The organism is Chromatium okenii (assembly GCF_002958735.1).
Classification (GTDB): domain Bacteria; phylum Pseudomonadota; class Gammaproteobacteria; order Chromatiales; family Chromatiaceae; genus Chromatium; species Chromatium okenii_A.
In genome coordinates, this window is sequence record NZ_PPGH01000035.1 from 521,699 (window position 1) to 547,619 (window position 25,921).

Below are 25,921 nucleotides of genomic sequence, written 5' to 3' on the forward strand. Positions count from 1 at the left end.
TTTTGAATAAGGTTATTCTATTTATTAACGCGCCATTCCGGCGTTATCTCACGCGAGCACATTTGAATACATCAGCAAATTAACGCACAACTTATTGATTCTGGATGATTATGAAAAAGAGCTTGTTACTGCTGGCGCTATTAATGATTGGCGGTGGCTTCACTTGGTGGCAACTGCGCCCAGCGCCACCGATTCAAGTTGGAATGATCGCGTGGATCGCGTCTGGAGCAGTCATCGGTTCGAGCGAAATCCATGAAAGCGATTTATTCTTAGAAGAACATCCACATAGCCGCATTCGCGTGATTCCGATAGATGACGAATGGCAACCTGAACAAACGGCAGCGATCGTTCAAGCCGCGCTGGCGCAGGGCATTCGCTTTTTTGTCTCGACGCATCCATCGAATTGCGCGGTGGAAAGTGTGCACCTGTTCGCCGATGCGCAGGCGCTATTGATTAGCACTGCGTCAACCACGCCGGTGCTGACCGGGCGCGATGACGGGATTTTGCGCATTGTTCCTGATGTCATTCAAGAGCAACGCGCCATTGCGGATTATGTCAACACGCTGCCGGGCAAGCGGCTGTTGGTGTTGCAGGACACCGGAAATCTGGCTTATTCCGCGCCGGGGTTCGCTGCCTTTGCCGCTAAATTGAGCACCGTTAACCACTGGCAGCTTGACCATCACGCCATGTTGATGTCGGCATTTAATCCCGAACAAGAGCGCCAGCTAATGGCGCAACCCTTTGATGCGCTTTATATTCTTGGCGGCAGTTTTCAAAGCGACATCGGCAACATCGCCCAGCTTTTTCATCATTTCCACCCTGACGCGCCGATTGTGCTCACGCCTTGGGCGCGTTCTCCCGCCATTCTGGAAACCGCTGGCGACGCCATTGACCACATCATTTTGGCAAGCACCTATCCGCCGCGTGAAGTAAACACGGAAATTGATCACTACTTCAATCGCTTCGCCGCTCGCTTTGGCTATAAACCGCACGCGATGACGATTGAAGTGCGGCAGGCGCTGGAGCTGCTCGATCAAGCATTTGCGCTGGGATACGACACGCCGGAAGCGGTTAAACGCTATTTGCTGGGAACGCCAACGCATCACACGAGTTTAGGCATCATCAGTTTTGACCGCTTTGGCGATGTGACGCGACCCTATTATTTCATTCGAGATTTACGGAACGAATTGAAATGACACTGCCGCACCGCCTCGCCTTTGGACGCTACAACCTGCTGCTAGAAGCAGTGGCGCTGCTACTGACTTCGATCATTTTGTTTCTCGCCGTGTGGTTCACCTTGACCAAACTGAACCAGAAATATCTGGATTTGCGGTTGGCCGAAGCCTCGAGAGTGCATCTGTTTTTGAAACAACACCTTAACGACTCACAGGCGGCGCTGGCATCTTTCATCAAACTGCCGGATGCGGAACGCACGCCAAAGGTGATTGCACTGTTTTCTACTTTTTCAGAGATTTATCGGATAGATCAAGACCTGCGCATTGCCCAAATTTACAAAGCCGGTTCACAGATCAGAACCTTTGTCGGCTTTTCTTTTGCGACCAGCAAACTGAGTCGCTATCTCGCAGCTAACGGCGAACGCGGCAATTTTTCTGAAATCATGCGCGGCTATGAGGATGATTTGCCAAGCATTTATCTCAACATTGCGGCAGGCGATCATCTGTATCTCGGACGCCTTAATCTCGATTATGTCCAGAACTTTCTGACGCAATTTTCCGGTTACTCCGGCACTCCGGTGCTGCTCGTCGCGCAAGATGGTTTCGTCATGCTCGCCAGCGATCCCACGCTGCGCATTCTCGCCCTTGATCTCAAACACTGGACACAACCGCCCTCGCCGTATCGAACCTTGACTGCGGGCGGACGGCACTGGATTCCCGTGATTTCTGCGCCCGGCGTACTGGGAGCGCGGATCGTGACTCTGATTCCCACCGAAGTGCTCGACACCCAGCGCAATGCACTGTTGTTCTTTTTGGTCACGTTTATCGGCGTGTCATTGTTGGTGCGGGTGTTCAAAAATATGCACTTAAATCGCCTGTTTACGCGCCCCATCGCCACTTTTGCCGCCAAGATGCGTGATTTAGAGCACGGCAACGCCATCGGCGACAGCGTCAACATCAACTATCGTTTCAAAGAGTTGGCGGATATTGATGTTCATTTTCGCGCCATGGCTGCCGCCATCGCCCAGCGCGAGCAATCCCTGCGCGAGAGCGAGCAGAAATATCGCGTTCTGACCGAGAACATCAAAGACGTGGTGTGGACGCTTGATGTCGCAACCATGCGTTTTCTGTATGTCAGTCCGGCAGTTGAGGCGCTGCGTGGTTTCACAGCGGATGAAATCATGGCCGCGCCGGTGGATGCAGCACTGATGCCGGAAATGGGCGAACAATTGAAGGCGCTCGTCCGCCAACGGGCAGCGGCGCTGCTTGTTGGGAAAATGCCTGCCGAGCATTTTTATTGCGATGAGATCGAGCAGCCGCGCAAAGATGGCACGACCGTTTGGACCGAAGTCGTTACCAGTTATTGGCACAATGAACTGGCTGATCGCGTGGAGCTGCATGGCGTGACCCGCGACATCAGCGAGCGCAAACGGGCGGAAGCGGCGCTGATTGTGGCGAAACAGCAAGCCGAAGCTGCCAACTGCGCCAAATCAATGTTTCTCGCCAATATGAGCCACGAGATTCGCACTCCGCTGAATGCAATTTTAGGTTTTGCGCAGGTGCTGGCGCGAGATAACAGTTTGAATGCAATACAAAACAAGAGTTTAAATACCATTTTGCGCAGCGGCGAACATCTGCTGTCGCTGATTAACGACATTTTGGACATGGCAAAAATTGAAGCTGGGCGGGTGCATTTGCGCAACGCGCCGTTCGATTTGAGCGGATTGCTCGCGGAGATTGAAGGGCTGTTTTGGCAGCGCACCCGTGAACACAATTTGACGTTGAGCGTGGAGACAGCGGGATTGCCGCCGCAGGTGTTGGGCGATGCGCTGCGGTTGCGGCAGGTGCTCATCAATTTGGTCGGAAATGCCGTGAAGTTCACGTTGGTTGGCATCGTGAAGTTGCGAGTAGAAGCCGTTGCAGAAGGATTTGCGTTTGCAATCAGTGATACCGGCGTTGGAATCGACACGAGCGAGCTGGCGCAAATTTTTGAGCCGTTTACCCAGACAACCAGCGGTCAAAAAATGCTAGGCGGCACTGGGCTGGGTTTAGCGTTGAGTCACCAACTGGTGCGCTTGATGGGCGGACAGCTCATCGCAGAAAGTATTCCAAACGTAGGCAGTTGTTTTTCTTTTACTTTGCCATTGACCGCCATTGCTGCGCCGCGCCAGCCTGCGCCTGCAACGTTGCATCCAGTGATCGGGCTGCAACCGCAGCAGCCGCGCTGCCGCGTGTTAATCGTTGATGATTTTGCCGATAACCGTGAACCGCTGCGGGCGCTGCTGGAGTCGCTCAATCCGCAGCCGCCAGTGTTGGAATTCCGCGAGGCAAGTAACGGACAGGAAGCGATTGCGCTGTGGGAAGTGTGGCAACCGCAGGTAATTTTCATGGATATGCGAATGCCAGTGCTGTCGGGCGAAGAGGCGACGCGCCACATCAAAATGTGCATGGCGGCGCGACCAGAAACAGTGCGTTCGGTGATTGTGGCGTTGACTGCCAGCGCCTTAGAAGATGATCGTCAGCACATTTTGAGCTGCGGATGCGATGAATTTGCGCGCAAACCTTTTCGTGCCGAGGAGCTGTTTGGCATTTTAGAGCGCCTCACGTCGCTGCAATTTATTCGCGCCGAAACGCTGCCGTCTGCGCCAATGTTGCTGGCAACAGAAGAAGTCATCGCACGATTTGAGAAGTGTGCAGTCACTTGGCGCGATGCGTTGCAACAGGCAGTGGAAGTGGGTGATTTTGATCAAATTCAAGAGCGACTTAAATCGCTGGCAGACAGCGATCCTGTGCTGTATGACACGCTGGCGCATTGGGCGGATCGTTATGATTTGGATGTGCTGATGGGTTTGTGGGCTGCCGACGCAGTGACGGATCAATCTTGATCTGCGCCATTTTTAGCAATCACCGACATGATCTCAGCGGTTCGCGCCCTGTATCAGCAACAGCTACTATAGAACGCTTCTATACATGATCTATTTAGGAACCTACGGCGCATGTCTCCTTTGACCGACCTCATTCAGAACCACCCAAACGCGCAAATTTTTGATTTACCGCCTTTGCCATTAGATGCCGAAGGGCTAGCGGAGGATTTTCGGCGTTATTACACCCACACCCTTGGGCGGGATCGTGACGCGCAAACCATTTATTACGCTTATAAGGCGATCTCACTGACGTTGCGTGATCGTTTGGTGGAACGCTGGCGGCTGACTCGTCAAGCCTATGACGAAGCGGATTGCAAACGCACTTATTACTTGTCGCTGGAGTTTTTGATGGGACGGGCGCTGTCAAATGCGATGCTTAATCTCGGCATCAATAACGCAGCAGAACAGGGGCTTTATGGCATGGGGCTGGCGCTGGAAGAAATCGCCAGCAACGAACCCGATGCCGGTCTCGGCAACGGCGGTTTGGGACGACTCGCCGCCTGTTTTCTGGATTCCTGCGCCACGTTGCAACTGCCGGTACGCGGTTATGGACTGCGTTATGAATACGGCATGTTTCGTCAGTTGATTGAAAACAATGAACAATTGGAAGAGCCGGATCATTGGCTGCGCGACGGCAATCCGTGGGAAATGGAACGCCCAGAATTTACCCAGCGCATTCCTTTTGGTGGACGCACCGAAACCAGCACCGACCGATTTGGACGGAAAACCGTGCGCTGGGTGGATACCAATGATGTGCTCGCCGTGCCTTACGATGTGCCCGTGCCCGGTTATCGCAACGACACCGTGAACACGCTGCGGTTGTGGAAATCGGCAGCGACGGATGAATTCAATCTCGACGAATTCAACGCGGGCAGCTATCCCGAATCAGTGGCGCAGAAGAATGAAGCCGAGCACATCACGATGGTGCTCTATCCGAATGACGCCAGCGAATGCGGTAAAGAATTGCGCTTGCGCCAGCAGTTTTTCCTCGCCAGCGCCAGCATCAAAGATGTGTTGCGCGATTGGATTCGTTTGCATGGCAATGATTTCACCCGCTTTGCGGAACTGAACTGCTTCCAACTCAACGACACCCATCCCGCAGTTTCGGTCGCCGAACTGATGCGCCAGCTCATGGACGAGCACGATTTAGATTGGGATACCGCGTGGCCGATCGTGCGGCAAACGATGGCGTACACCAATCACACGCTGCTGCCGGAAGCGTTGGAACGCTGGCCAGTGCGTCTGTTCCGCAACTTGCTGCCGCGCATTCTGGAAATTATCTTTGAAATCAACGCCCGCTTTTTGGCAGAAGTGGCGACCCGCTGGCCGGGCGACAACGAGCGCCAGCGCCGAATGTCCTTGATTGAAGAAGGTTATGACCCGCAGGTGCGGATGGCCTATCTCGCCATTGTCGGCAGCTTCTCGGTCAACGGCGTTGCGGCGCTGCATTCGGAATTGTTGATCGACGGACTATTCCGCGATTTCCATGATTTATGGCCGAAGAAATTTAATAACAAAACCAATGGCGTCACCAGCGGCGCTGGCTGGCGATGTGCAATCCCGGACTGCGCGATCTGCTCAACGAAACGATTGGCACGGATTGGGTGCGCGATCTCAGCCAGCTCAAACAATTGGAACCCTACGCTGATGATCCGGCGTTCCGCGCCCGCTGGCACGACATCAAACAGGACAATAAGCGCCGTCTCGCCGAGCACGTCGCGCAGCTCTGTCGCGTGGATTTCCCGTTGAACGGCATTTTTGATGTGCAGGTCAAGCGCATTCACGAATACAAGCGCCAGCTCCTCAACGTTCTCCACGTCGTGCATCTGTACAACCGCATCAAACGCGGCGACACGTCTAATTGGACGCCGCGCTGCGTGTTGATTGGTGGCAAGGCAGCGCCCGGTTACGTGATGGCCAAGCAAATTATCAAGCTGATCAATCACGTTGCCCGTTCGATCAACAACGATCCGATGACCAACGGTTTGCTGCGCGTGGCATTTATGCCGGATTACCGCGTCTCGCTGATGGAGGTTATCGCGCCCGGTACGGATTTATCTGAACAGATTTCGACTGCGGGCAAGGAAGCGTCTGGCACCGGCAACATGAAATTCATGATGAACGGCGCAATCACCATCGGCACGCTGGATGGCGCGAATATCGAAATCCGCGAGCAGGTCGGTGAAGACAATTTCTTCCTGTTTGGCATGACCGCTGCGGGCGTGGAAGCGCGCCGCCATCATTATGATCCCAACGGCATCATCGCCAGCGATCCGGCGTTGCTGGAGGTGATGAATTTGCTGGAATCTGGACATTTCAATCAGTTCGCGCCCGGCGTGTTCGATCAGGTCATTTTGTCCATTCGCAACCCGCATGATCCGTGGATGACGGCAGCAGATTTCCGCAGCTATATCGACATGCAGGAGCAAGCTGCGGCAGCGTATCGGAATCGAGAACGCTGGCTGCGGATGAGCATTTTGAATACTGCTCGCAGCGGTCATTTTTCATCAGACCGCACCATTGCCGAATACAGCCGTGACATCTGGCATCTCGACGCAATTCCGCCCAAAGACTAACGATTGTTGATTGCGGCGCATCTGGCAGCAGATGCGCCACGCACTTGGCAAGCGGCAGCCGCTATACCGCAACAGGCATTCGCTTTAATGACACAACCATTTGATAATAATAAAAATAACGCTGAAACTACTGCAACCGGTACGGTATTGATCGTCGAAGACAGTCGCGCCATGCGCAGCCTGTTATCCGCTTATCTCGATGATGTTCATCACTTAAACACCGTAGAAACCGGATCATTTGCGGAAGCCGAGCGCGAACTTAAACAGGATGCGACGCGGTTTTTTACTGCGGTGTTGGATTTGCATTTGCCTGACGCGCCACACGGTGAAGTCGTCGATTTGCTGCGGCGTTACCACATTCCGGTCATCGTGTTGACTGGCTCGCTGGACATGAAGCAGCGCGAAATGATGTTGTCGAAGCAGGTCGTTGATTACTTCATCAAGCACAATCGCAATGAAATTGAGCAAGTGGCACAAACACTTAATCGACTGTGGCACAACCGCCAAGTCAAGGTGCTGGTGGTTGATGATTCGCCCAGTTTTCGCAGTTATTTGCAAAGTTTGCTCAACAGTTATCGCTATCAAACGCTGGCGGCTTGCAATGGTCGTGAGGCGCTCGAATTGCTGGCGCAGTACCCGGACATCAGCTTGATTATTACTGATGTCAATATGCCAGAAATGAATGGGTTAGAGCTGATTGAGACCATTCGCCAAGAGCATCGCCGCGAGGATTTAGCCATCATTGGCATGTCAGATGCGTCACGTCCCGGACTTCCGGCGCTGCTGCTGAAAACTGGCGCGAACGACTTCATCGCTAAACCATTTCAAGCCGAAGAGTTTTTCTGCCGCGTCAGTCAAAACACCAACATGATTGATTACGTTCGGCAACTGCGCGAAGCCGCCACCCGTGATTTTTTAACTGGAATTTCCAATCGCCGTCACGCACTGGAGCTGGCGGAATCGCTCCACGCCAACGCGCTGCGCGGTCATTTTAAGATTGCGCTCGGCATGATCGATGTCGATCACTTCAAACGGGTCAACGACAATTTTGGTCATTTGGCTGGCGACGAGGCACTCAAAATCATCGCAGCAATGCTACAAAAAACACTGCGTGCCTCGGACATCGTTGGGCGTTATGGCGGTGAAGAGTTCATCTGCGTCGTCGTGCTTAAACGCAATGACGATGCAAAGTTGGTGTTTGAACGCATTCGCGCCACCATTGCCGGACTTCATTTTCAAACCGCTGGAATGGCGGTTCCATTAGCGGTGAGCGTGGGCTTTACCACTGAATTAGAAGGAAGTTTGCTACAAATGATTGCCCGTGCCGATAGCGCGGTGTATCAAGCGAAAGATGCAGGACGCAATCGCGTTATTCGTCATTAAACGCTGCATTTTTTGGAATTCACGCAAGCTGACGACTTCAGGGTGTCAGCTTTTTTTACACCTTGGCGTCATATATTCAAGCCATGTTTTTAACTGAATGATTTGTATCAAATTAAAATTTGGTACTTTTTTTGCATTTTTATTTGTGCGATTACCAAATAAGAATTTGGTAACACATTAAGTCACACTTTGATTGATCGTTATTTTTAAGTGAATAGGAGTTCGTTTTTATGAATATCAACCAAATGATACCCATAACTGTATTGCTGTTTGCGCTTTCGACACCAGCAGCCGCCAGTCTGGTTTTTAACATTGATTTTGGTCGAGATAACGATGACAGCATTTTTAATCTTGGCTTTAATGAAACAACGTGGGCAGATATTTATGTCTCTGGAGTTGAAGCTCCGGGCTTGATCAGCATGGGTTTTGAACTTGCTTATGACAGCAGCGCCTTAGAAATTCTCAGTGCAAATGCAGATGGCTGGAATTTTTCTAATATCTCATTTGGTCATTCACCTTTAACGGCAAGTGCAGGAATGTTATTCGATACGTTTATCAGAGATAACATTCTGTTGGCGAGTGTGCAATTCAAGGGAATTGCCGCTACAGCAACGACAACGGCATTAACGCTGTTTGGTAATAACTTCGTTTTAGAAAACGGAGTGAGTTTAGATTCTCAGTTGCCGACGAGTGGCGTTGAATTAACACAGGTTGCTGTTGCAGGTAATCCCGCGTCAGGAACGGTCATTCCCCAACCCGGTTTACTGTGGTTATTAGCCTCTGGTTTATTAGGGCTGCTGCTCGCAAAAAACCGTCTTGAACTGCGCACCAAGGAGCAATAACCATGCGTCATTTTCACTTCCCTCATATTAAGGGTTATACCCTGTGTGCCGCTGCTTTAATTGGCATGTTGCCCACGATGAACTCGTATTCAGCCAGCAGCACCGATCTATTATTAACGCCGACAGTGATGACCTTAAAACAAGATGGTTCTGCTCCTGTATTGAATCATCCCGCAGCGCCAATGAACCGCTCACAACTCGTTCCCAATAACGTGACACCCAATGCCCAAGGTGATCGCTTATTAACGGTTCCTGAGCCGACTCAGCCATCTTCTAAAGATGGTACTGCCACCACATCAACTCCAAAAAAGCCGCATTATAAAGACGGCGAAGTATTGGTATTGTTTAAGAAAGGCGTTACAAAAACCGTTGCAAATAGCGCACTCGGTGCGAAAGCAGCAACAGTGGTCAAGGGTTTTGATCAATTGACGGCGCGAACTGGACAAGTTTTCGCATTAGTGCGCGGTGGTAAAGGCGTGAGTAGTGCGCAATTGATGAAGAGTCTCAGCAAGGATTATCGTGTTCAGGCCACTTCGTTGAATTATGGAAAACGCCCATCGGTGATTAGCGACACATCTCCAAATGATCCTGGTTTTGGTTATCAATGGTCATTGAATAATAGCGGACAAACGGGAGGAACTTCCGGTGCTGATATTCAAGCTATTGATGCTTGGGATCAGCACACCAACTCTGAAAATGTGGTGATTGCTGTTATTGATACCGGCGTTGATTATCGGCATCCAGATTTGAAAAATAATATGTGGATAAATCCGGGAGAAATCGCGGGCGACGGCGTTGATAATGATAAAAACGGTTACACTGATGATATTTACGGGATTGATACGGGAACGGGTGATAGTGACCCATATCCGACCGCTGCACATGGTACCCATGTTGCCGGCATCATTGCTGCTGAAGGAAATAATGGTAAAGGTGTTACCGGAATCAATTGGCGCGGACGCATCATGGCGGTACAAGGTTTTTCACCTGATGGCTATATGTATGACGATGCAGAATTAGCCGCCTTGCAATACATTCTCACCATGAAAAATAAGGGCACAAATATCGTGGCAGTCAATGCGTCTTATGGATGTGCTGGTTGCTACAATGACGTCATGGAAGCTGCAATTAAAAACTTAGGAGATGTCGGTATTGTCTTCGTTGCTGCTGCTGGCAATGAAGAAAATGATAATGATAGCGACCCCACTTATCCGGCTGGTTATGATTTACCCAATGTGATTAGCGTCGCGGCAACTGATGATACTGATTCGCTGGCTTGGTATTCTAATTACGGTGCAACTTCAGTGGATTTAGGAGCGCCCGGCAGCTCAATTCTAAGCACCTATTGGTCAACAACTTATGCGCCTAAAGAAGGTGATGTGTTCTTTGATAATGTTGAATCGGGGGCAAATGGTTGGGAGTTTGATTTACCCGCACCTTGGGCAATCACTGCTACAACTGAAACAAACCATGCTTGGACGGATAGCCCAAATGGAGACTATGCTAATAGTCAATCCACTGCGCTTATCAGCCGACCAATTAACTTGGTTGGAAAAACTGGTTTATCATTCGGGTTTAATGCTAAATACGACTTGGAAAGTGATTATGATTTTCTGGATGTTTACTATGTGATTCCCAGTGTTTGGAAAATCACTACCGAACAAAAACGTACTGGAACCAAGGCGTGGTCTGATAGCCTTAGTGGTAATTATTTCAATAATACATATTCTGGAATCATTAGCCCTGAGATAAATCTTTCTGATGCAGCGTCAGGCACTGCCAGCATCAGCTTTTATCTGAAAGGCGCAGTTGAACCAGATTATGATATGTTGGGAGTATATTGTGGTAGTAGCGAATATGGCATTTATCATTACGTCGGTTATGTGAGTGCTGTATTAAAGGATTGGACGCAGATCACAGCATCGCTACCAGATGACTGTTTAGTCGATAAAGCGCAAATCTCTTTTGTGCTCTGGTCTGATGAAATGATCACTTACGATGGTTATTATCTCGATGACATCAGTGTTGCAGTTAATGGTACAACTGTATTCAGTGATAGCATGGAAGGAACAAATCACTGGCTTACTTTTGGTGAGCGGTATCAATATGTAGGTGGTCTTACTGGTAGCAGTGATGGTGAATGGATTAACTATAATATTTCACTGTCTGATCCAGCGTTATATGCCGCTAACTTCCGTGTCGCACTTGTTTTAAATACCGATGGGTCTGTTGTGGATGATGGCGTTTATTTGGATGACATCGGTATTGGTCAGGAAATACCTACACATAATTACGCTTGGATGAGTGGCACTTCAATGGCAACGCCACACGTCACCGGTGCAGTTGGTTTCTTGGCAAGTCTGTATAAAGAACCAATGGAAAATCGAATTAACCGGATTTTAAATAATACCGATTCAATTCCTGCGCTGAGAGGAAAGACCGCACACGGGCGACTTAATTTGGGCAAGGCAGTAAATTCAATTGGTTTGACTGCATCTACTATTTGTATCGGCAATTTTGATAATGATGGTGATGTTGATGACAGTGATAAAACTGTCTTTGGAAATACCTTTGGCTTGCACAGTGGTCAAGAATGTTACGATAGTGCTGATTCATTACTCCTTGGTAAAGGGTGTTACGATAGCAGAGCGGATTTTGATCACGATGGCGATGTAGACGGCACTGATCTCGTGACTTTCCGCGCAGATTACGGACGCACGAATTGCCTAGCACGTTAAATCAAGTCTAATTCGTTCTTATCTCAAACAAAAAGGGCGATGTGTTGATTCACATCGCCCTTTTTATCTGTCTCACTGCTGTAGTGTTTTGGTTAATTCAGGCATCAACAGTGTCGAAAAATTTGACACTTTGCATTCGCGGCGCAGCGTTAGCTTATTCTCACTGCAACACCTCGGCATTCACGGCGCGTAATACCAAATTGCGAAATTTCTTTGCCCGCAGCAAATCGCTATCGCTCCACGGTTCGGAATGGCGAGAACTGGTTTCAATCCAACGTTCAAATGACGAACGCGGCGTTAAATGTTGCATTTCTGCATCGAAAGACACGACATCTTTGCGTGGATCGCCAGCCCAGTACACGGTGCGCGGCTGTTCCGGTCGCCACCATAAAAAGGTGCGTTCGCTTTGTGCGCCGACGTGAGTAAATCTCCCCACGCGCACTGCCAGCAAACCACTGGCGCGATCCGCATATTCCACTGCTGGCGGAAACAAGGTGGATAACGCATCGGTGGCAAATACTTGATCAACCAAGTTGCTCTGCAACCACGCCAGTTGCTCCCGAATCTGCACATGATCAAGAGCAACACCAAAAGTGATGATGTGTTTATCGTCCACCAGCGCCGCGCCTTCTGCGCTCACCAACGATAACAATGCCCGTCCCAAGGTTTGGCTGGGCGTGGTGGATGCGCGTTTGAGATGTCGATTAGTAGACGTGGAACTGACTTCGGCATCTTGGAGCGCATTGAGCAAATTGACGATTTCGTGATCGCTGCCATTCACTTCCATCAACCGCCGGTGATTTTGGTATCCGCCAATCGCCAGCGTGAATACCTGCGCCATTTCTGCGCAGCGTTCGCGCACTGCCAGCGGCAAGTTGCGCGGTGCGTGATGATGACAAGCAATCAGTCCCCACAGTCGTCCGTAAAGTGTTAGCGAAAATGATAATGAAGCTGTAACGCCCATGTTTTTCAAATACGTCAGATGCACTGGCGACACTGCGCGTAAATCCGACAACGTAAGATCAACTTGCGCGTCATCGTGGCTGTGAATCGCCACTGGTGACGCAGCAACATTAGCAATTTGGCGGTGACGATTACGCAGATAGAGCGTGCGGGCAATTTGTGGAATATCAGAAGCGGGATAACGCAGTCCCAAATAGGGCGATAAATTGCTCAGTAGACTTTCGGTAATCACTTCGCCGCAGCCGTCCTCGCGGAAACGGTAAATCATCACCCGATCAAAGCCAGTGGCAGCGCGTAATTCATCCGCCAGCGCTTGGCCTTGCTGCCTCCAATCTGGCTCGGTGTACGGCATTCGATACAGATGATGCGGCACTGGACGATAGGCTTCGTGCTGTTGTGCAGCGGGAAGTGACGGTTCCAGCTCCAATAACCACGAGTGTTCATTGCACGACAGCAATCCGTCCAAACTGCCGAATGCGCCATCAAACAGATGACGAAACAGGCGTTTTTCGGTCGAAGAGTGCATCCAATTTTCAGCATTCACCGTGCTCGTCGTGCCGGGCATAGGTGGCGGAAAATTTGGCAATAACGCCGTTAACGGTTGTCCGAGCACTTCTTCCCATGCAATTCCGATCCAGTCGGCAAGATTGGCGCTGGCAAAACGAATATGCGGATCACCTTCCACGCCGCCCAACAGTGCGCCGTCGGGTTGAATCGCCTGTACTCGGTGCAATTGTTCGCGTTCACACTCGACTAGAAATCCTTGCAGAGACAGTTCGCTCATCAGTTTCTCCTACGAAAATCTCGCTATTTAGAGTGAGTTAGCGTAACAGTTTTAATTCTAAGCGTTATGCAAAACAGCTTGTCCATTGTCAGCACGGTTTAGCGCATCCGCACTGCTTGACCGGGTTGCAACCGATTCACGCCCAGCGCCACCACTGGCGTTCCCAGCGGCAAGGTGGTTTGAATCTCAGCAAATTCATCATCCACCGCCAGCACCGTCACCGATTCTGGTTGCACTCGCCCATCAACCACGCGCCACACCATCGCGCCTTCTGCCTGTTCCAACACCGCACCGAGCGGAACGCGCAACCGCTGCGTGGTCGTTTCGGCAGCAAAGCGCAGCGTGATCGTCGTTCCCAGCGCCGGCGCTGCCGCCGGATCATCGAACTGATACCGCGCCGCCCAAGTGCGCATCACTGGGTCAGCCGTTTCTGCCACTTCGCGCAGTGTCACCGGCAGCGGTTTTGCTTGTCCTAAAACCAGCGCCAGCGCCGTTAACGGCACTTTGGTGCGCCGCGTTTCCGGCACAGCAACTTCGATTTCCCGAGCGCCAGCTTCTGCCACCGTCGCCACGATTTGACCGGCAGCAATCACCTGTCCTTGTTGTCCGCTTACTGCGACCATCACGCCGGCGGCTGGCGCAGTTAACGTTGCATATTCAATGGCATAACGCGCTTGCTGCAACACCGCTTGCGCCGCAGTCAACTGCCCACTGGCAGCGCGAGCCGCAGTCGCAGCGCGGTCGTAATCCTGTTGACTGACCAGTTTTTTCCGCAGCATATCCGCCAACCGCTCGCGTTCACGCTGGGCGTTTTCGGTTTCAGCACGAGCACTGGCGACCGTCGCTTCTGCGGCAATCCGCTGTTCAATCACGTCACGCGGATCGAGTTGAAACAGCACCTGCCCAGCGGTCACGGCAGCGCCAACATCGACGCGGCGCTCGCGGATTTCGCCGTTGATCCGAAATGCCAGCGGAATCTCGTGACGGGCGCACACGCTGCCGATCAGGTGCCAATCGGTCGCAATGGCAATTTCCAGCGGAACGGTGAGCACCCACGGCGGCGGTGCGTTGGGATCAGCAAGAGCCAGCGGTAATGGCGCGAACAGCATCAGGGCAATCAATGATGATTGTGGTGTGATCTGGCATTTCATGGGTTTAAGCGCCGCACAATTTTTTCGATTTGAATGCGATGGGTGCGGTTATGAATCGCTGCCAGCGCGTGCCAATGCCGAGCCGTCAGTGCACCAAACCACGGATGCGGATAACGTGTCCGCGACCGCAACGGACCGAGGCGCTCAATCAACCGCGAATACCGTTCGACGACGGCGCTCAGAGCATGAATGCGATCTGCGCCAGCGTCTTCATGCGGCCACACATCCGCCAGTTCGATCTCCACGTCGTGATCCGAATCGACGCAAATCGCGTGAATCAACGCGGTAATCGCCGTATTGACCATCACCAAATGATCGAGCGTCATGTACACCGACCAGTGACAACTTTCGTTTTCGATCCCCGGAAAGCGCGGAATGGACACGCGCTCCAAACCTTGCGCCCGGGTTAAACGGCGACTCATCGCCAGCGTGTGGGCGGCTTCCGTCCGAAACAGCCGCAAAATTGCTGCTGGCGATGCGACCGAGGCGTAAGCACGCACCCCAAAATCAGCAATTTGGCGTTCGTGCGCTGGGAGCAAAGCTATCGGTGGCGGCAAGCGACTGTTCATGTTCGATTTTTGCCCCAAATATCGCGCAGTCCGACGGTCAAATTGAATACGGGACGCGCTGGCGCGGTGTCGGGATCGGCGACGAAATAACCCTCGCGTTCAAACTGAAACCGCTCGCCGCTACGCACGTCCGCCAGCGCGGGTTCCACCATGCAATCGGTGAGCACTTGCAGCGAATTCGGATTCAAATCAGCGCGATAATCGTTACCGCCAGCGCCCGGCGTGGGGACGCGAAACAGTCGGTCATACAGCCGAATTTCCGCCGGAATTGCGGTTGCTGCGGCAACCCAGTGAATCACGCCCTTGACTTTGCGCCCTTCAGGATTTTTGCCCAGCGTGGCGAAATCGACGCTGGCGCGGAGTTCAGTCACTGCGCCAGCTGCGTCTTTAATCACTTCATCGCAGCGAATGACATACGCGCCGCGCAGTCGCACCTCGCCGCCCGGAATCAGCCGCTTGAAATCTTTCGGCGGTTGTTCTGCAAAATCGTTGTGGTCAATCCACAGTTCCGCGCCAAACGGCAGCTCGCGGCTGCCCATGCTGGCGTCTTTCGGATGATTGGGAAGCGTGACGGAAAATCCCTCCAACTGCTTGGTTTGATCAAATCCCCCCAACCCCCCTTTTTCAAAGGGGGGCTTTTCTTCTTCCTCCCCCTTTAGCAAAGGGGGCTGGGGGGATTTATCAACGGGCGGCTTTTCTTCTCCCCCCTTGGTAAAAGGGGGGGCGGGGGGGATTTCTTCCAAGTAATTGGTCAACACCACTTTGAGCGGACGCAACACCGCCATCCGACGCGGTGCGCTGGCGTCCAAATCGTCACGGATCGCACTTTCCAACAGCGCCATTTCCACCAGATTGTCGGATTTGGTCACGCCAACCCGCTCGCAAAATTCGCGGATCGCTGCAGGGGTGTAACCGCGTCGCCGCAATCCAGCGAGCGTCGGCATTCGCGGATCATCCCAGCCATTGACCAATTGCTCGCTGACCAATTCAGTCAGACGCCGTTTGCTCATCACCGTGTATTCCAAATTCAGCCGACTGAATTCGATTTGGCGCGGCTTGCTGGGCACCGAAACGTGGTCGATGCACCAGTCGTACAGCGGGCGATGATCTTCAAATTCCAAAGTGCACAGCGAATGGGTGATGCCTTCGAGCGCATCGGACAGCGGATGGGTGTAGTCGTAAGTCGGATACAAACACCACGCGCTGCCGGTTTGATGGTGAATCACGCCATGTTTGAGGCGATACAGCACTGGGTCGCGCAGGTTGATATTGGGCGAACGCATGTCGATGCGGGCGCGGAGCGTGCGGCTGCCGTCGGCAAATTCTCCGCTGCGCATTCGGGCGAACAGATCGAGATTCTCCGCCACTGAACGCTCGCGGTACGGACTATCGCGCCCCGGCTCGGTCAGGGTTCCGCGATAAGTGCGCGTGTCTTCGGCGCTGAGATCGCAGACGTAAGCCAAATTCTGTTCAATCAATTCAATGGCGAATTGATACAGCTGCTCGAAATAATCAGAAGCGAAAAACCGCCGCTCGCCCCAATCAAAACCCAGCCAGCGCACATCCGCTTGAATCGAATCGACAAATTCAACGTCTTCTTTTAATGGATTGGTGTCATCAAAACGCAGATTGCAAGTACCGTGATAATCCAGCGCCAGCCCGAAATTCAGTGCAATGGATTTGGCGTGACCAATGTGCAAATAACCATTTGGTTCGGGCGGAAAACGGGTGGCGATGTGGTCATGTTTGCCAGCAGCCAAATCCGCGTCGATGATCTGGCGGATAAAATTGGTGCGGGGCGGATCAACGGCGTCGGTCATGGATGGCTCAAATAATCGGAATAAAAGGAGATACGCCGCATTCTAGCGCCTACCACGCGGATTGAAAGAATCGCAGCACTGGCGCTTGCGCTATGCTGTTTTGCATTGCCGTCGCTATCAACAAGCCCAAATCGAGACGTTCATGCTCATTAAATTCCAAACTCCAGCCTACGCGACCATCACCATGTTCGGGGATGTTGCTATCACGCTGATTAAATTGATGGGACACAGCGGGCGCGTTCCCGGCGCACTGCTCGCAGCCGATATTCCGTCTGCGCTCGCCTGTTTAGAAGCTGCTGTGTCCGAGTATCCCGATCTGCCGCTTGATCCCACCACGACGAATGCTGCACCAGCGGGCGACGCCGGGCAGCACGTCAGTCTCGCACACCGCGCCATGCCGTTGATTGCCCTGCTGAAAGCGGCTGGCGCAGACGGTGAAACGGTCATGTGGGAACGAGTGTGATTTTCGCAATTCCCGTGATCGGCGTGGTTGCGCCCAGCGGCAGCGGCAAAACCACGCTGCTGCGGCAACTGGTCGCGCTGCTGCATGACCGAGGAGTGCGCGTGGGTTATCTCAAACACGCCCATCACAGCTTTGATCTCGACGTGCCCGGAAAAGACAGTTTTGAAATTCGGGCAGCGGGCGCAGCACAAACGCTGCTGGCATCGCGGGAACGCTGGGCGCTGCAAGTTGAAGAACCTGCGCCAGCGGTTGATCCCGATCTCGACGCAATGCTGACGCGGTTTGAAACAGCGCGGCTCGATCTGATTCTGGTGGAAGGTTTCAAACACGCCCGTTATCCGAAAATCGAGGTGTATCGCGCCGCGCTCGGTCACGCGCCGCTGTATCCGACCGATGCCGACATCATCGCCGTCGCAACCGCCGATCCGCTGCCGATTACGCCGCATCCGCTGCAGTTGCCGCTGAATGACGCGCCAGCGATTGCTGATTTTATTCTTGGCAAACTTGCTGGCGCTGCTGGTTAACCCGTTGCATTGGAATTGATTCATGCTCGCCAAACTAACTCCATCGCTTCACGACACGGACATCGAGCTGCCGACCACGCCGGAGCAGCAGATCGTGGCGGCGCTGCTGGCGCAGAGCAAATTGACGCCCGGCGATTTAGCGCGAGCGCGGCGACTCGCAGATGACGGCGGTGACGAATTGCTGCCGATGTTGCTGCGCCTTGGGTTGATTGCCGAGCGCGATATGGCGCGGCAAATGGCCGAGGTGCTGGCGCTGCCGTTGGTGGAAGCAGCAGCATTTCCGACCGAACCGGTGCGCGAGGAGCAGTTAACGCTGCGTTTTCTGAAAGATTCCAAAGTGTTACCGCTGGTGCTCACCGATAATGCGCTGACACTGGCGCTGGCCAATCCGCTGGACAATTTCGTGCTGGCGGCAGTGGCGATGGCGACGGAAAAAACAGTGCACGCCGCAGTTGGGTTGCCGTCAGAAATTGAGGCAGCAATTGCGCGTTTGTACGAAGCGCCAGCCGCTGCGCCCGCGCATTCCGAGGCGGATTTCGGCGATTTCGATGAAGAAGATATTGAGCATTTGAAGGATTTGGCCAGCGAAGCGCCGGTCATTCGCATGGTTAACCAATTGATTCAAAAGGCGGTGGAATCGCGGGCGTCGGATATTCACATCGAACCATTTGCGGATGTGTTGAAAGTGCGTTATCGCGTGGACGGCATTCTGAAAGAAGTGGACGCGCCCCCAGCGCGTTCGACGGCCGCGATCATTTCGCGCATCAAAATCATGGCCAAACTCAACATTGCCGAGCGTCGGCTGCCGCAGGATGGGCGGATTCCGATTCGCATTCAGGGGCGCGAGCTGGATTTGCGGGTGTCCACCGTGCCGACGATGTTCGGTGAAAGCGTGGTGTTGCGGCTGCTCGATAAAGAAAGTGTGCGGTTTGATCTGGACGCGCTGGGTTTTGACGGTGCGCCGCGTGAACGGTTGCACCGCATTTTGGAGCAGCCGTATGGAATTTTGCTGGTGACTGGGCCGACCGGCTCGGGCAAAAGTACGACGCTGTATACCGCGCTCAGTCGCCTCAACACTGAGGGACGCAAAATCATCACGGTGGAAGACCCAGTCGAATATCAGTTGCCGGGGATTAATCAGATTCAGGTCAAGGCCGCGATTGGCATGACGTTTTCTGGGGCGCTGCGGGCGATTGTGCGGCAAGACCCAGACATCATCATGGTCGGCGAAATGCGCGATGTGGAAACGGCGCGAATTGCGGTGCAGTCGGCGCTGACCGGTCACGTCGTGTTATCGACGTTGCATACCAACGACGCTGCCAGCGGCGTGACGCGGTTGCTGGATATGGGTGTTGAAGATTATTTGCTGACTTCAACCATCAACGGAATTTTGGCGCAGCGATTGGTGCGGCGGTTGTGTCCGCAGTGTCGGCAGGCATATCGGGCGCTGCCGGAACTAGCGGAACGTTTCGCACACATGGCGGGCGTGAGCGGCGCAGTCGATTTGCATCGCGCCAGCGGCTGTGAAGCCTGTAATGACAGCGGCTATCGCGGGCGCTTGGTTATTACTGAAGTATTATTGATGACCGATCAGATTCGTAAAGCGGTGCTGGCACATGCGACCGCTACCGAAATTCGCCGGATTGCAGTTAGTGAAGGAATGGAAACCATGTATCAGGACGGACTGCGCAAGGCGCTGGATGGGCGCACGACGATTGAGGAAGTGATGCGCGTGGCTGAAGATAATTGATGAAATACGCATAAAAAAACCCGTCATGTGACGGGTTTTTTATTCGCAAGTGCCTAATTATAAACTAGGCACTTTTGAAAAGACTGCTTACTGAGCCTGAGTTGCAGGTGCAACAACAGCAGCAGGTGCAGCAACGCGAACGGAATCTTTGAAGCCGTAGCCTGGCAGAGCCAGTGCATAGCTATGAATCATCCACATCTGAACGAACAGAATGCCGAAGAAAGGAACCATCCAAGTGGCTGGATTGATAACAGTCCAGATTTTCCAATCTTCTTCAGGATGGTTAGGTGCAGCAATAGACGGATCGGCTAACATAACTGGAACTTGCATTGAATATCTCCTTAAATCAAAAAAAAGGGGTTCTTAGAACCAGGGTTGATAAACCCAAGTGACCGCGTGAACAACACACGCAATCATCACCCAGCTCCAAGTACCATGCTTCCAATGCTCATGAAATTCTTTTGCTTGCGCGTCGGTCAAACCTGACAGATTAGCCATGAAGATGTCTCCAACGAAGAGTGAGTAGCCTTAGTTCGGCTTGTGTAGGCCCGCTAACAACTTTTCGTTACGTTGTCTGCGATACCGTGAGTGTTAGTTTAGCCTGACACAGACCAGTGTCAAGGTTTATTTACACCACAATTGCAGAAATTGTTTGAACCACGTCCACTGCACGTTTTGTCAACGCTTACAACTTGAATTCTATGAATAATCAGGACAACTTAACGCGCCCGCTGGTGCTCTGTCTCGGCGGTCACGATCCCAGTGGCGGGGCGGGAATCCTCGCTGATGCCGAAGCCGTCGCTGCTGCCGGAGCATTTGCCGTCACAGTGATTACCGCATTGACCGAGCAGAACACCTGCGGACTGCGCCAGCTCCATCCGCAACCTCCCGCGCAGATCGCCGCACATTGTCGAACTCTGATGGCGGATCAAGCGCCAGCCGTGCTCAAAATTGGCTTGATTGGCAGCGCGTTGATCGCCGAAACCATTGGCGAACTGTGCGCCGCGCATCCGACGCTGCCGGTGATTCTCGATCCAGTGCTGGCGACTGGCGCAGGACAAACAGTCGCAGATGCAGCGTTGTTGCAGCAGTTGCGCGAGCGACTGATTCCGCGCTGCCTGCTCATCACGCCCAATCTACCGGAAGCGCAAATGCTGACTGGTGCGCAACTGCCGGATGATTGTGCCGCGCAACTGCTGGCGCTGGGGACGCGCTGGGTACTCATTACTGGAACGCACGACGACACGGCGCAAGTCACCAATCGGCTGTACGGCGCAGATGGAACGCGCCAGCACTGGGATTGGCCGCGTTTGCCCGGTGAATATCACGGTTCCGGTTGCACCCTGACTAGCGCGATTGCTGGGCGCTTGGCAATGGAATGCCGCTGCTTGATGCAGTGGCGCAGGCGCAGCAGTTCACTTGGCACAGTTTGCGGCGAGCATTTCGCACCGGGCGCTGTCAATTGACACCGAACCGTTCACCACTGGAATTTTCGCAATGACCGCACCGCTTACCGGTTTATATGCTATCATTTCGGATGCAGCGCCCAACGTCGCCGCACTGGTTGCCCAAGTCGCGGCTGCCATCGACGGCGGAGCGCGGTTGATTCAATACCGCGATAAATGCGCCAGCACGGTTGAACGCCACGCTCGCGCTATAGCACTGTTAGCGCACTGTCGAGCGGCGAACATTCCGTTAATTATCAACGATGATGTGGCGCTGGCGCTCGCCATTGGCGCAGACGGCGTTCACCTCGGACGCGATGACGCTGATTTGCAGCTGGCGCGAGCACAACTCGGCAGCACTGCGATCATCGGCGTGTCTTGTTACAACGATTTCGCGCTGGCGGAAACGGCGACGGCAGCGGGCGCGAGCTACGTCGCGTTTGGCAGCTTTTTCCCCTCGACAACCAAACCTCACGCGGTGCGAGCCGATCCAGCGTTACTCACGGCAGCGCGGCGCCAGCTTGCCGTGCCCTGCGTTGCGATTGGTGGAATCACGCCGCAAAATGGCAGCACATTGATTGCAGCGGGAGCGCAGATGCTCGCGGTCGTGACTGGCGTATTTGATCAGCCCGATATTGCTGCCGCTGCCCGTTCCTATTCCCATTTGTTTATCAAGGAGTTGATCTGAATGAGCCGTTCCCATGACCTGTTCACCGCCGCCCAACGTCACATTCCCGGCGGCGTTAATTCGCCGGTGCGGGCGTTTCGCGGCGTCGGTGGCGACCCAGTATTTTTTGAACGCGCTGCCGGAGCCTATGCCTTTGATGCGGACGGCAAGCGTTATGTCGATTATGTCGGTTCGTGGGGACCGATGATTCTCGGTCACGCCCATCCCGAAGTGCTCGCTGCCGTGCGCAATCAGCTTGATAAAGGACTGTCATTTGGTGCGCCGACCGAGCAAGAAACCACGATGGCCGACAAGGTCTGTGCGCTGGTTCCGAGCATGGATTTGGTGCGCATGGTCAGTTCCGGCACTGAGGCGACGATGAGCGCGTTGCGGCTGGCGCGGGGCTACACCGGACGCGACAAGATCGTCAAATTCGAGGGCTGTTATCACGGTCACGCCGATTCGCTGCTGGTGAAAGCCGGTTCGGGCGCGTTGACGCTGGGCGAACCCAGTTCACCGGGCGTTCCCGCTGCGCTGGCTGAATTGACGATTACTTTGCGTTACAACGATTTAGCGCAGGTGCGCGAGACTTTTGCCGCCATCGGTTCCGAAATCGCCTGCATCATCGTCGAACCGGTCGCCGGCAACATGAATTGCATTCCACCCGTGCCGGGCTTTTTGGAAGGGTTGCGCGAAGTCTGCGATCAATCCGGCGCAGTGCTGATTTTTGACGAAGTGATGACGGGGTTTCGCGTGGCGCTGGGCTGTGCGCAGGGGCATTACGGCATCACGCCCGATCTGACGGCGCTCGGCAAGGTCATCGGCGGCGGAATGCCGGTCGGCGCGTTCGGCGGCAAGCGCGAAATTATGTCGAAAATTTCGCCACTTGGGCCGGTGTATCAAGCTGGCACGTTGTCGGGAAATCCGATTGCGATGGCCGCTGGGTTGAAAACGTTGGAATTGATTTCTGCGCCGGGCTTTTATGACCAATTGACTGCAACCACGACCGCGCTGCTCGCTGGTCTGCAAGTTCGCGCTGATGCAGCCGGCATTCCGTTCAGCACCAATCAGGTCGGCGGCATGTTTGGATTGTTTTTCACCAGCGAAAAAGTGACGAATTACGAGCAGGCAACCGCTTGCAATCAAGAGCAATTTAAGGCGTTTTTCCACGGAATGCTGGAGCGCGGCGTGTATTTGGCGCCCTCGGCATTTGAAGCGGGATTTGTGTCGATCATGCACGGCGAGGCTGAAATTCAGACCACACTCGATGCAGCAGCGGCGACCTTTGCGGCAATGACTGCGGGTTAATAATAAATCGGTGATTGAATAAAACCGCCGCATTTCACAATAAAATGCGGCGGCTTTTTATTGCTATTTAATGCCATCCAGCCGCGCTTTGGCAATTAAACCATCGGCAATAGTTAATAAATCTGCCTGCGTTTTTGCGTCATTTCCCAACACGAAATAACGTCCCGCCACCACCAGCGTTGGCACTGCATCAATTTGATAACGACTCACCAACTGCTCGCTGCGACTCAGTTTGGTTTGAATATCAAAAGACTCAAACGCTGCGGTAAAAGCGTCAACATCTAAACCCTGTTTACCGACCCATTCGCTAATGGCATCAGTCGTGAATAATTTCAACCGTTGTTTATGCAGCGCATCGAATACGGCTTGATCGAAGCGTTCCAAATCGCTGCTACTTTCCAACGTGAAATAAAGTTTAGATAAACCTGCCCAAGCTGCGCGTCCAAACGTCACGGGAATGCGCCGAAATGCCACATCAGCCGGCAATTGTTTTGCCCAAGGCGTAATCAATTGATTGAGATCGCTACAATGCGGACAAGCATACGCAAAGAATTCCAGTACTTCAATTTTTCCAAATGTATCCGTCGGTTGCGGTGGTTCAATCCGCCGCCAATCGCGTCCCTCGATTAAATCAGCAAATGCTGGCGTAAATAGCGACGCACCTAAAAAACCCAACATCATTTGATTGAAATGGCGCCGGCTGATAAACATTCAAAACCTCCACAAATTAAGTATTAAAATAAACCGTGATTATGATGCTTTTTGCATCCAAAATTGGTACATGTTCGCAAAAGTACTTGGATGTTCTTGCTCAAATTGATCCCAGTATTCAAGATTAGTTGCGGTTGGATCATCGGGAAAACAGTTGCAATAATCGTTAATCACTGCATGATCGATGATAAAACCTAAAAAATTGAGTTTAAGTTCGCGTAACAATTCGGCAATTTGCGGTAAAGTAAAATGATGTTCATTGACATGAAATAATAGGTCACGACAACCACTTAAACTGTGAAAATCGCGCCCTGAAATTAAATGCTGATATTCTGGAATATCGGTTTGCTTTATTAAGGCTTGTCGGCAACGACGAATATCATCGGCAGTCGCTTGATAGCCTTGTGCAGCAATAAACTCTTGCGCTTTAACCACCGAACGCCGAGCGCATTGACTATACAGACCAAGAGACATGAATCCGCCCGGGCGCAAATGCTCAAGTAAGATTTTCCAACCTAAAACTGGGTCTTCTAAATGATGTAAAACTCCCGCAGATTCGATGAGATCAAACTGCAAATCTAGTGTATTAAACTGCAAAATATCTGCCTGTGCATAGCGCAGATTAGTAATTCCTAATTCAGCGGTTTTGCGTTGCGCATAACTTAAACTGGCGAGTGAAAAATCAATGGCTAAGACCTGTGAATCAGTGAAGCGTAATGCGGTATCAATTGAATGTAAACCTGTGCCGCAACCTGCAATTAAAATATCAGCATTAGTCTGTTTTCGTAACGGATAAAATTGAACCAATGGAAACTGTTGACGTATAAACGCATCAATCGTTAATGATTGTGTCACCGCAGCAGTTTTTACCCAACGCGGATAGGGATTTTCTTCGTATTGATTTTTAACCAGCGCCGAGATTCCTGATTCAATTGGCGTAAGCTGCGGCATGTGTCGGCGGTATTCGGCTTGCTGCTGTGGTTCGCGGAGATGTTGAATTAAAATTGCGGTGAGTGATGTCAATGATGGACGCTCAAATAAGGTCATTGCCGTAGGTAAACAATCAAGAGGATAGTAGGCTGCCAGTGTCACCACTTGTAATGCAGAAATTGGCAATTGTTGCTCAATTGCAGTGATTAAATTTTGTTTTAATTCAGCAAGGTGTGCAGTTTCGTCATCGGTAACAGCAAATACGTATTCATTGAGATAACATTGAATGGCGATCAATTGTAATAATTGCAACTGCGCTGGCGTTGCCGCGTTTGTTGTTAATGTTTGTAGCAACATCGAATAACGCAATAAGGTTAACAGTTGCTCTAGTTCGACATCACAAATGGCTATCGTTTCCATCACCTGAACGAACAAAGTGTCATTCAGAATTGCGTCAATTTCTGTTGTTTCTAATAATTGTTGAAGAGATGATTGTGCTGACCAAGTGTGTTGACTGCGCTGAATTGCATCACGGATGATTGGGTTGAATTTTATAAAATCGTTACAGATATTTGTCAATTCATCAGGACGACACCAGCCTTCTGTGATCGCCTGTAAAAGCAACTGCCGAACCGATGGATCGTCGTATTGAAAATGGAGTCGTTTTAAGCAATTAACGTAGTTGATTTTGGCGCCATTAAAATCCGCTTTCAATTCAATAGCGCGGCGATGATGCGCCAGCGCCCGTACATAACCAGTCAGTGCCTCAGTAGGACGATGCAGTGCTTTCAAAATGTTTGCTTGATCGTTGATGACAATCGCAGAATCGGGGCGCAACGCCAATGCCTGATTGAAGCAGTCTAGCGCCTCTTCAACTTGATTCAGGTCTTGCAGCGTTTTGCCTAAACTATTAATAGATTCAGCATCATAAGGTGCAAGTTCTACTGCACGTTTGAGCACTGGCAGGGCTTCGCGTTGCCGATCACCAGCCAGCAGCAACGTTCCCAATGCTTTCCAGCTAAAGGCTGCATCGGGATAACGTTGGGTCAATTGCCGCGCCAGCGTTTCGCCTTCTGCAAATCGTCCGGCTGTGAACAGTGCGACCAGTGCCTCCTGCTCGGCAAGTGCGGGTGTTGCGGCTGTTTGTGGTGAGCGTGAACGCGCCAAAGGTTTGATATGCTTAGTTTTGTGCATGACG

General features: G+C 52.3%; 19 protein-coding genes and 1 pseudogene. 12 read left to right on the top strand and 8 right to left on the bottom strand.

The window, feature by feature from the left end:
- The first annotated feature begins 110 nt into the window (after window positions 1-110).
- The 6 genes and pseudogenes from CXB77_RS10810 to CXB77_RS10835 all read left to right on the top strand — a co-directional run bounded on the left by CXB77_RS10810 (window position 111) and on the right by CXB77_RS10835 (window position 11,638).
- Window positions 111-1,196 carry an ABC transporter substrate-binding protein gene (locus tag CXB77_RS10810; RefSeq protein WP_242445632.1) on the top strand — a complete coding sequence of 362 codons (1,086 nt, stop codon included), beginning with the start codon at window positions 111-113 and terminating at the stop codon, window positions 1,194-1,196.
- Window positions 1,193-4,060, top strand: coding sequence for a hybrid sensor histidine kinase/response regulator (locus CXB77_RS10815; RefSeq protein WP_105073886.1), 2,868 nt, complete (start codon window positions 1,193-1,195; stop codon window positions 4,058-4,060). Before CXB77_RS10810 ends, CXB77_RS10815 begins: the two co-directional genes overlap by 4 nt.
- Window positions 4,061-4,171: 111 nt before the next feature.
- Window positions 4,172-6,675: pseudogene (locus CXB77_RS10820) on the top strand (glycogen/starch/alpha-glucan phosphorylase).
- A 6-nt stretch (window positions 6,676-6,681) separates the two neighbouring features.
- Entirely contained in the window at window positions 6,682-8,058 is a 1,377-nt protein-coding gene (locus CXB77_RS10825; protein WP_242445633.1) for a diguanylate cyclase, read from the top strand.
- Window positions 8,059-8,288: 230 nt separating this feature from the next.
- Window positions 8,289-8,900 (top strand): hypothetical protein, encoded by a 612-nt coding sequence (locus CXB77_RS10830; protein WP_105073887.1) that lies wholly within the window; start codon window positions 8,289-8,291, stop codon window positions 8,898-8,900.
- 341 nt (window positions 8,901-9,241) lie between these two features.
- A complete protein-coding gene (locus tag CXB77_RS10835; RefSeq protein WP_172452635.1) occupies window positions 9,242-11,638 on the top strand; it encodes a S8 family serine peptidase in 2,397 nt (798 codons plus the stop codon).
- A gap of 160 nt (window positions 11,639-11,798) precedes the next feature.
- Here CXB77_RS10835 and CXB77_RS10840 read toward each other — a convergent pair whose 3' ends face one another.
- The 4 genes from CXB77_RS10840 to CXB77_RS10855 form a co-directional block, all read right to left on the bottom strand.
- Complete coding sequence (locus CXB77_RS10840; protein ID WP_105073889.1) at window positions 11,799-13,385, bottom strand: GAF domain-containing protein; 1,587 nt, start codon at window positions 13,383-13,385, stop codon at window positions 11,799-11,801.
- A gap of 98 nt (window positions 13,386-13,483) precedes the next feature.
- Window positions 13,484-14,536, bottom strand: coding sequence for an efflux RND transporter periplasmic adaptor subunit (locus tag CXB77_RS10845; protein WP_105073890.1), 1,053 nt, complete (start codon window positions 14,534-14,536; stop codon window positions 13,484-13,486).
- The gene (locus CXB77_RS10850; RefSeq protein WP_105074051.1) at window positions 14,533-15,105 is read right to left on the bottom strand and encodes a DinB family protein; all 573 of its coding nucleotides are present in this window, start codon (window positions 15,103-15,105) and stop codon (window positions 14,533-14,535) included. Before CXB77_RS10850 ends, CXB77_RS10845 begins: the two co-directional genes overlap by 4 nt.
- On the bottom strand, window positions 15,102-16,925 hold the full coding sequence (locus tag CXB77_RS10855) for a glutamine--tRNA ligase/YqeY domain fusion protein (RefSeq protein ID WP_105073891.1): 1,824 nt from the start codon (window positions 16,923-16,925) through the stop codon (window positions 15,102-15,104). The genes CXB77_RS10850 and CXB77_RS10855 overlap by 4 nt, the downstream gene beginning before the upstream one ends.
- 142 nt (window positions 16,926-17,067) lie before the next feature.
- Between CXB77_RS10855 and CXB77_RS10860 the strand changes: the two genes are divergently transcribed.
- Genes CXB77_RS10860 through gspE form a run of 3 tightly spaced genes read left to right on the top strand, consistent with a single transcriptional unit; the run spans window position 17,068 to window position 19,662 of the window.
- The gene (locus CXB77_RS10860) at window positions 17,068-17,388 is read left to right on the top strand and encodes a DUF1840 domain-containing protein (protein WP_105074052.1); all 321 of its coding nucleotides are present in this window, start codon (window positions 17,068-17,070) and stop codon (window positions 17,386-17,388) included.
- The gene (mobB, locus tag CXB77_RS10865) at window positions 17,385-17,912 is read left to right on the top strand and encodes a molybdopterin-guanine dinucleotide biosynthesis protein B (RefSeq protein WP_105073892.1); all 528 of its coding nucleotides are present in this window, start codon (window positions 17,385-17,387) and stop codon (window positions 17,910-17,912) included. Before CXB77_RS10860 ends, mobB begins: the two co-directional genes overlap by 4 nt.
- A gap of 22 nt (window positions 17,913-17,934) precedes the next feature.
- The gene (gspE, locus tag CXB77_RS10870; RefSeq protein ID WP_105073893.1) at window positions 17,935-19,662 is read left to right on the top strand and encodes a type II secretion system ATPase GspE; all 1,728 of its coding nucleotides are present in this window, start codon (window positions 17,935-17,937) and stop codon (window positions 19,660-19,662) included.
- Window positions 19,663-19,749: 87 nt separating this feature from the next.
- Here the strand turns inward: gspE and pufA are convergent, their stop codons facing one another.
- Both pufA and pufB read right to left on the bottom strand, forming a co-directional pair.
- Window positions 19,750-19,992: a light-harvesting antenna LH1, alpha subunit gene (gene pufA / locus CXB77_RS10875; protein ID WP_105073894.1), complete on the bottom strand. Its 243-nt coding sequence runs from the start codon at window positions 19,990-19,992 to the stop codon at window positions 19,750-19,752.
- A gap of 33 nt (window positions 19,993-20,025) precedes the next feature.
- Window positions 20,026-20,160 carry a light-harvesting antenna LH1, beta subunit gene (gene pufB / locus CXB77_RS10880; RefSeq protein WP_105073895.1) on the bottom strand — a complete coding sequence of 45 codons (135 nt, stop codon included), beginning with the start codon at window positions 20,158-20,160 and terminating at the stop codon, window positions 20,026-20,028.
- A 203-nt stretch (window positions 20,161-20,363) separates the two neighbouring features.
- On the opposite strand from pufB, the gene thiD reads away from it, so the two are divergent.
- Genes thiD through hemL form a run of 3 tightly spaced genes read left to right on the top strand, consistent with a single transcriptional unit; the run spans window position 20,364 to window position 23,082 of the window.
- Window positions 20,364-21,128 (top strand): bifunctional hydroxymethylpyrimidine kinase/phosphomethylpyrimidine kinase, encoded by a 765-nt coding sequence (thiD, locus tag CXB77_RS10885; RefSeq protein WP_347338105.1) that lies wholly within the window; start codon window positions 20,364-20,366, stop codon window positions 21,126-21,128.
- Window positions 21,129-21,159: 31 nt separating this feature from the next.
- Entirely contained in the window at window positions 21,160-21,795 is a 636-nt protein-coding gene (thiE, locus tag CXB77_RS10890) for a thiamine phosphate synthase (protein WP_105073896.1), read from the top strand.
- Window positions 21,796-23,082 carry a glutamate-1-semialdehyde 2,1-aminomutase gene (gene hemL, locus CXB77_RS10895; protein WP_105073897.1) on the top strand — a complete coding sequence of 429 codons (1,287 nt, stop codon included), beginning with the start codon at window positions 21,796-21,798 and terminating at the stop codon, window positions 23,080-23,082.
- A 63-nt stretch (window positions 23,083-23,145) separates the two neighbouring features.
- Here the strand turns inward: hemL and CXB77_RS10900 are convergent, their stop codons facing one another.
- Together CXB77_RS10900 and CXB77_RS10905 are read right to left on the bottom strand one after the other, a co-directional pair.
- Window positions 23,146-23,793, bottom strand: a complete 648-nt coding sequence (locus CXB77_RS10900) for a thiol:disulfide interchange protein DsbA/DsbL (RefSeq protein WP_105073898.1) — start codon at window positions 23,791-23,793, stop codon at window positions 23,146-23,148.
- A gap of 39 nt (window positions 23,794-23,832) precedes the next feature.
- Entirely contained in the window at window positions 23,833-25,917 is a 2,085-nt protein-coding gene (locus CXB77_RS10905) for a class I SAM-dependent methyltransferase (protein ID WP_105073899.1), read from the bottom strand.
- Between the last annotated feature and the right edge of the window lie 4 nt (window positions 25,918-25,921).

Bases quoted from the DNA above. Each gene is read 5' to 3' on its own strand.
- CXB77_RS10905 (WP_105073899.1), bottom strand. From the start codon at position 25,917: ATGCACAAAACTAAGCATATCAAACCTTTGGCGCGTTCACGCTCACCA.
- CXB77_RS10830 (WP_105073887.1), top strand. From the start codon at position 8,289: ATGAATATCAACCAAATGATACCCATAACTGTATTGCTGTTTGCGCTT.
- CXB77_RS10845 (WP_105073890.1), bottom strand. From the start codon at position 14,536: ATGAAATGCCAGATCACACCACAATCATCATTGATTGCCCTGATGCTG.
- CXB77_RS10860 (WP_105074052.1), top strand. From the start codon at position 17,068: ATGCTCATTAAATTCCAAACTCCAGCCTACGCGACCATCACCATGTTC.
- CXB77_RS10815 (WP_105073886.1), top strand. From the start codon at position 1,193: ATGACACTGCCGCACCGCCTCGCCTTTGGACGCTACAACCTGCTGCTA.
- CXB77_RS10855 (WP_105073891.1), bottom strand. From the start codon at position 16,925: ATGACCGACGCCGTTGATCCGCCCCGCACCAATTTTATCCGCCAGATC.
- thiE (WP_105073896.1), top strand. From the start codon at position 21,160: ATGACCGCACCGCTTACCGGTTTATATGCTATCATTTCGGATGCAGCG.
- CXB77_RS10840 (WP_105073889.1), bottom strand. From the start codon at position 13,385: ATGAGCGAACTGTCTCTGCAAGGATTTCTAGTCGAGTGTGAACGCGAA.
- CXB77_RS10900 (WP_105073898.1), bottom strand. From the start codon at position 23,793: ATGTTTATCAGCCGGCGCCATTTCAATCAAATGATGTTGGGTTTTTTA.
- pufB (WP_105073895.1), bottom strand. From the start codon at position 20,160: ATGGCTAATCTGTCAGGTTTGACCGACGCGCAAGCAAAAGAATTTCAT.
- thiD (WP_347338105.1), top strand. From the start codon at position 20,364: ATGAATAATCAGGACAACTTAACGCGCCCGCTGGTGCTCTGTCTCGGC.
- pufA (WP_105073894.1), bottom strand. From the start codon at position 19,992: ATGCAAGTTCCAGTTATGTTAGCCGATCCGTCTATTGCTGCACCTAAC.
- CXB77_RS10810 (WP_242445632.1), top strand. From the start codon at position 111: ATGAAAAAGAGCTTGTTACTGCTGGCGCTATTAATGATTGGCGGTGGC.
- CXB77_RS10850 (WP_105074051.1), bottom strand. From the start codon at position 15,105: ATGAACAGTCGCTTGCCGCCACCGATAGCTTTGCTCCCAGCGCACGAA.
- hemL (WP_105073897.1), top strand. From the start codon at position 21,796: ATGAGCCGTTCCCATGACCTGTTCACCGCCGCCCAACGTCACATTCCC.
- gspE (WP_105073893.1), top strand. From the start codon at position 17,935: ATGCTCGCCAAACTAACTCCATCGCTTCACGACACGGACATCGAGCTG.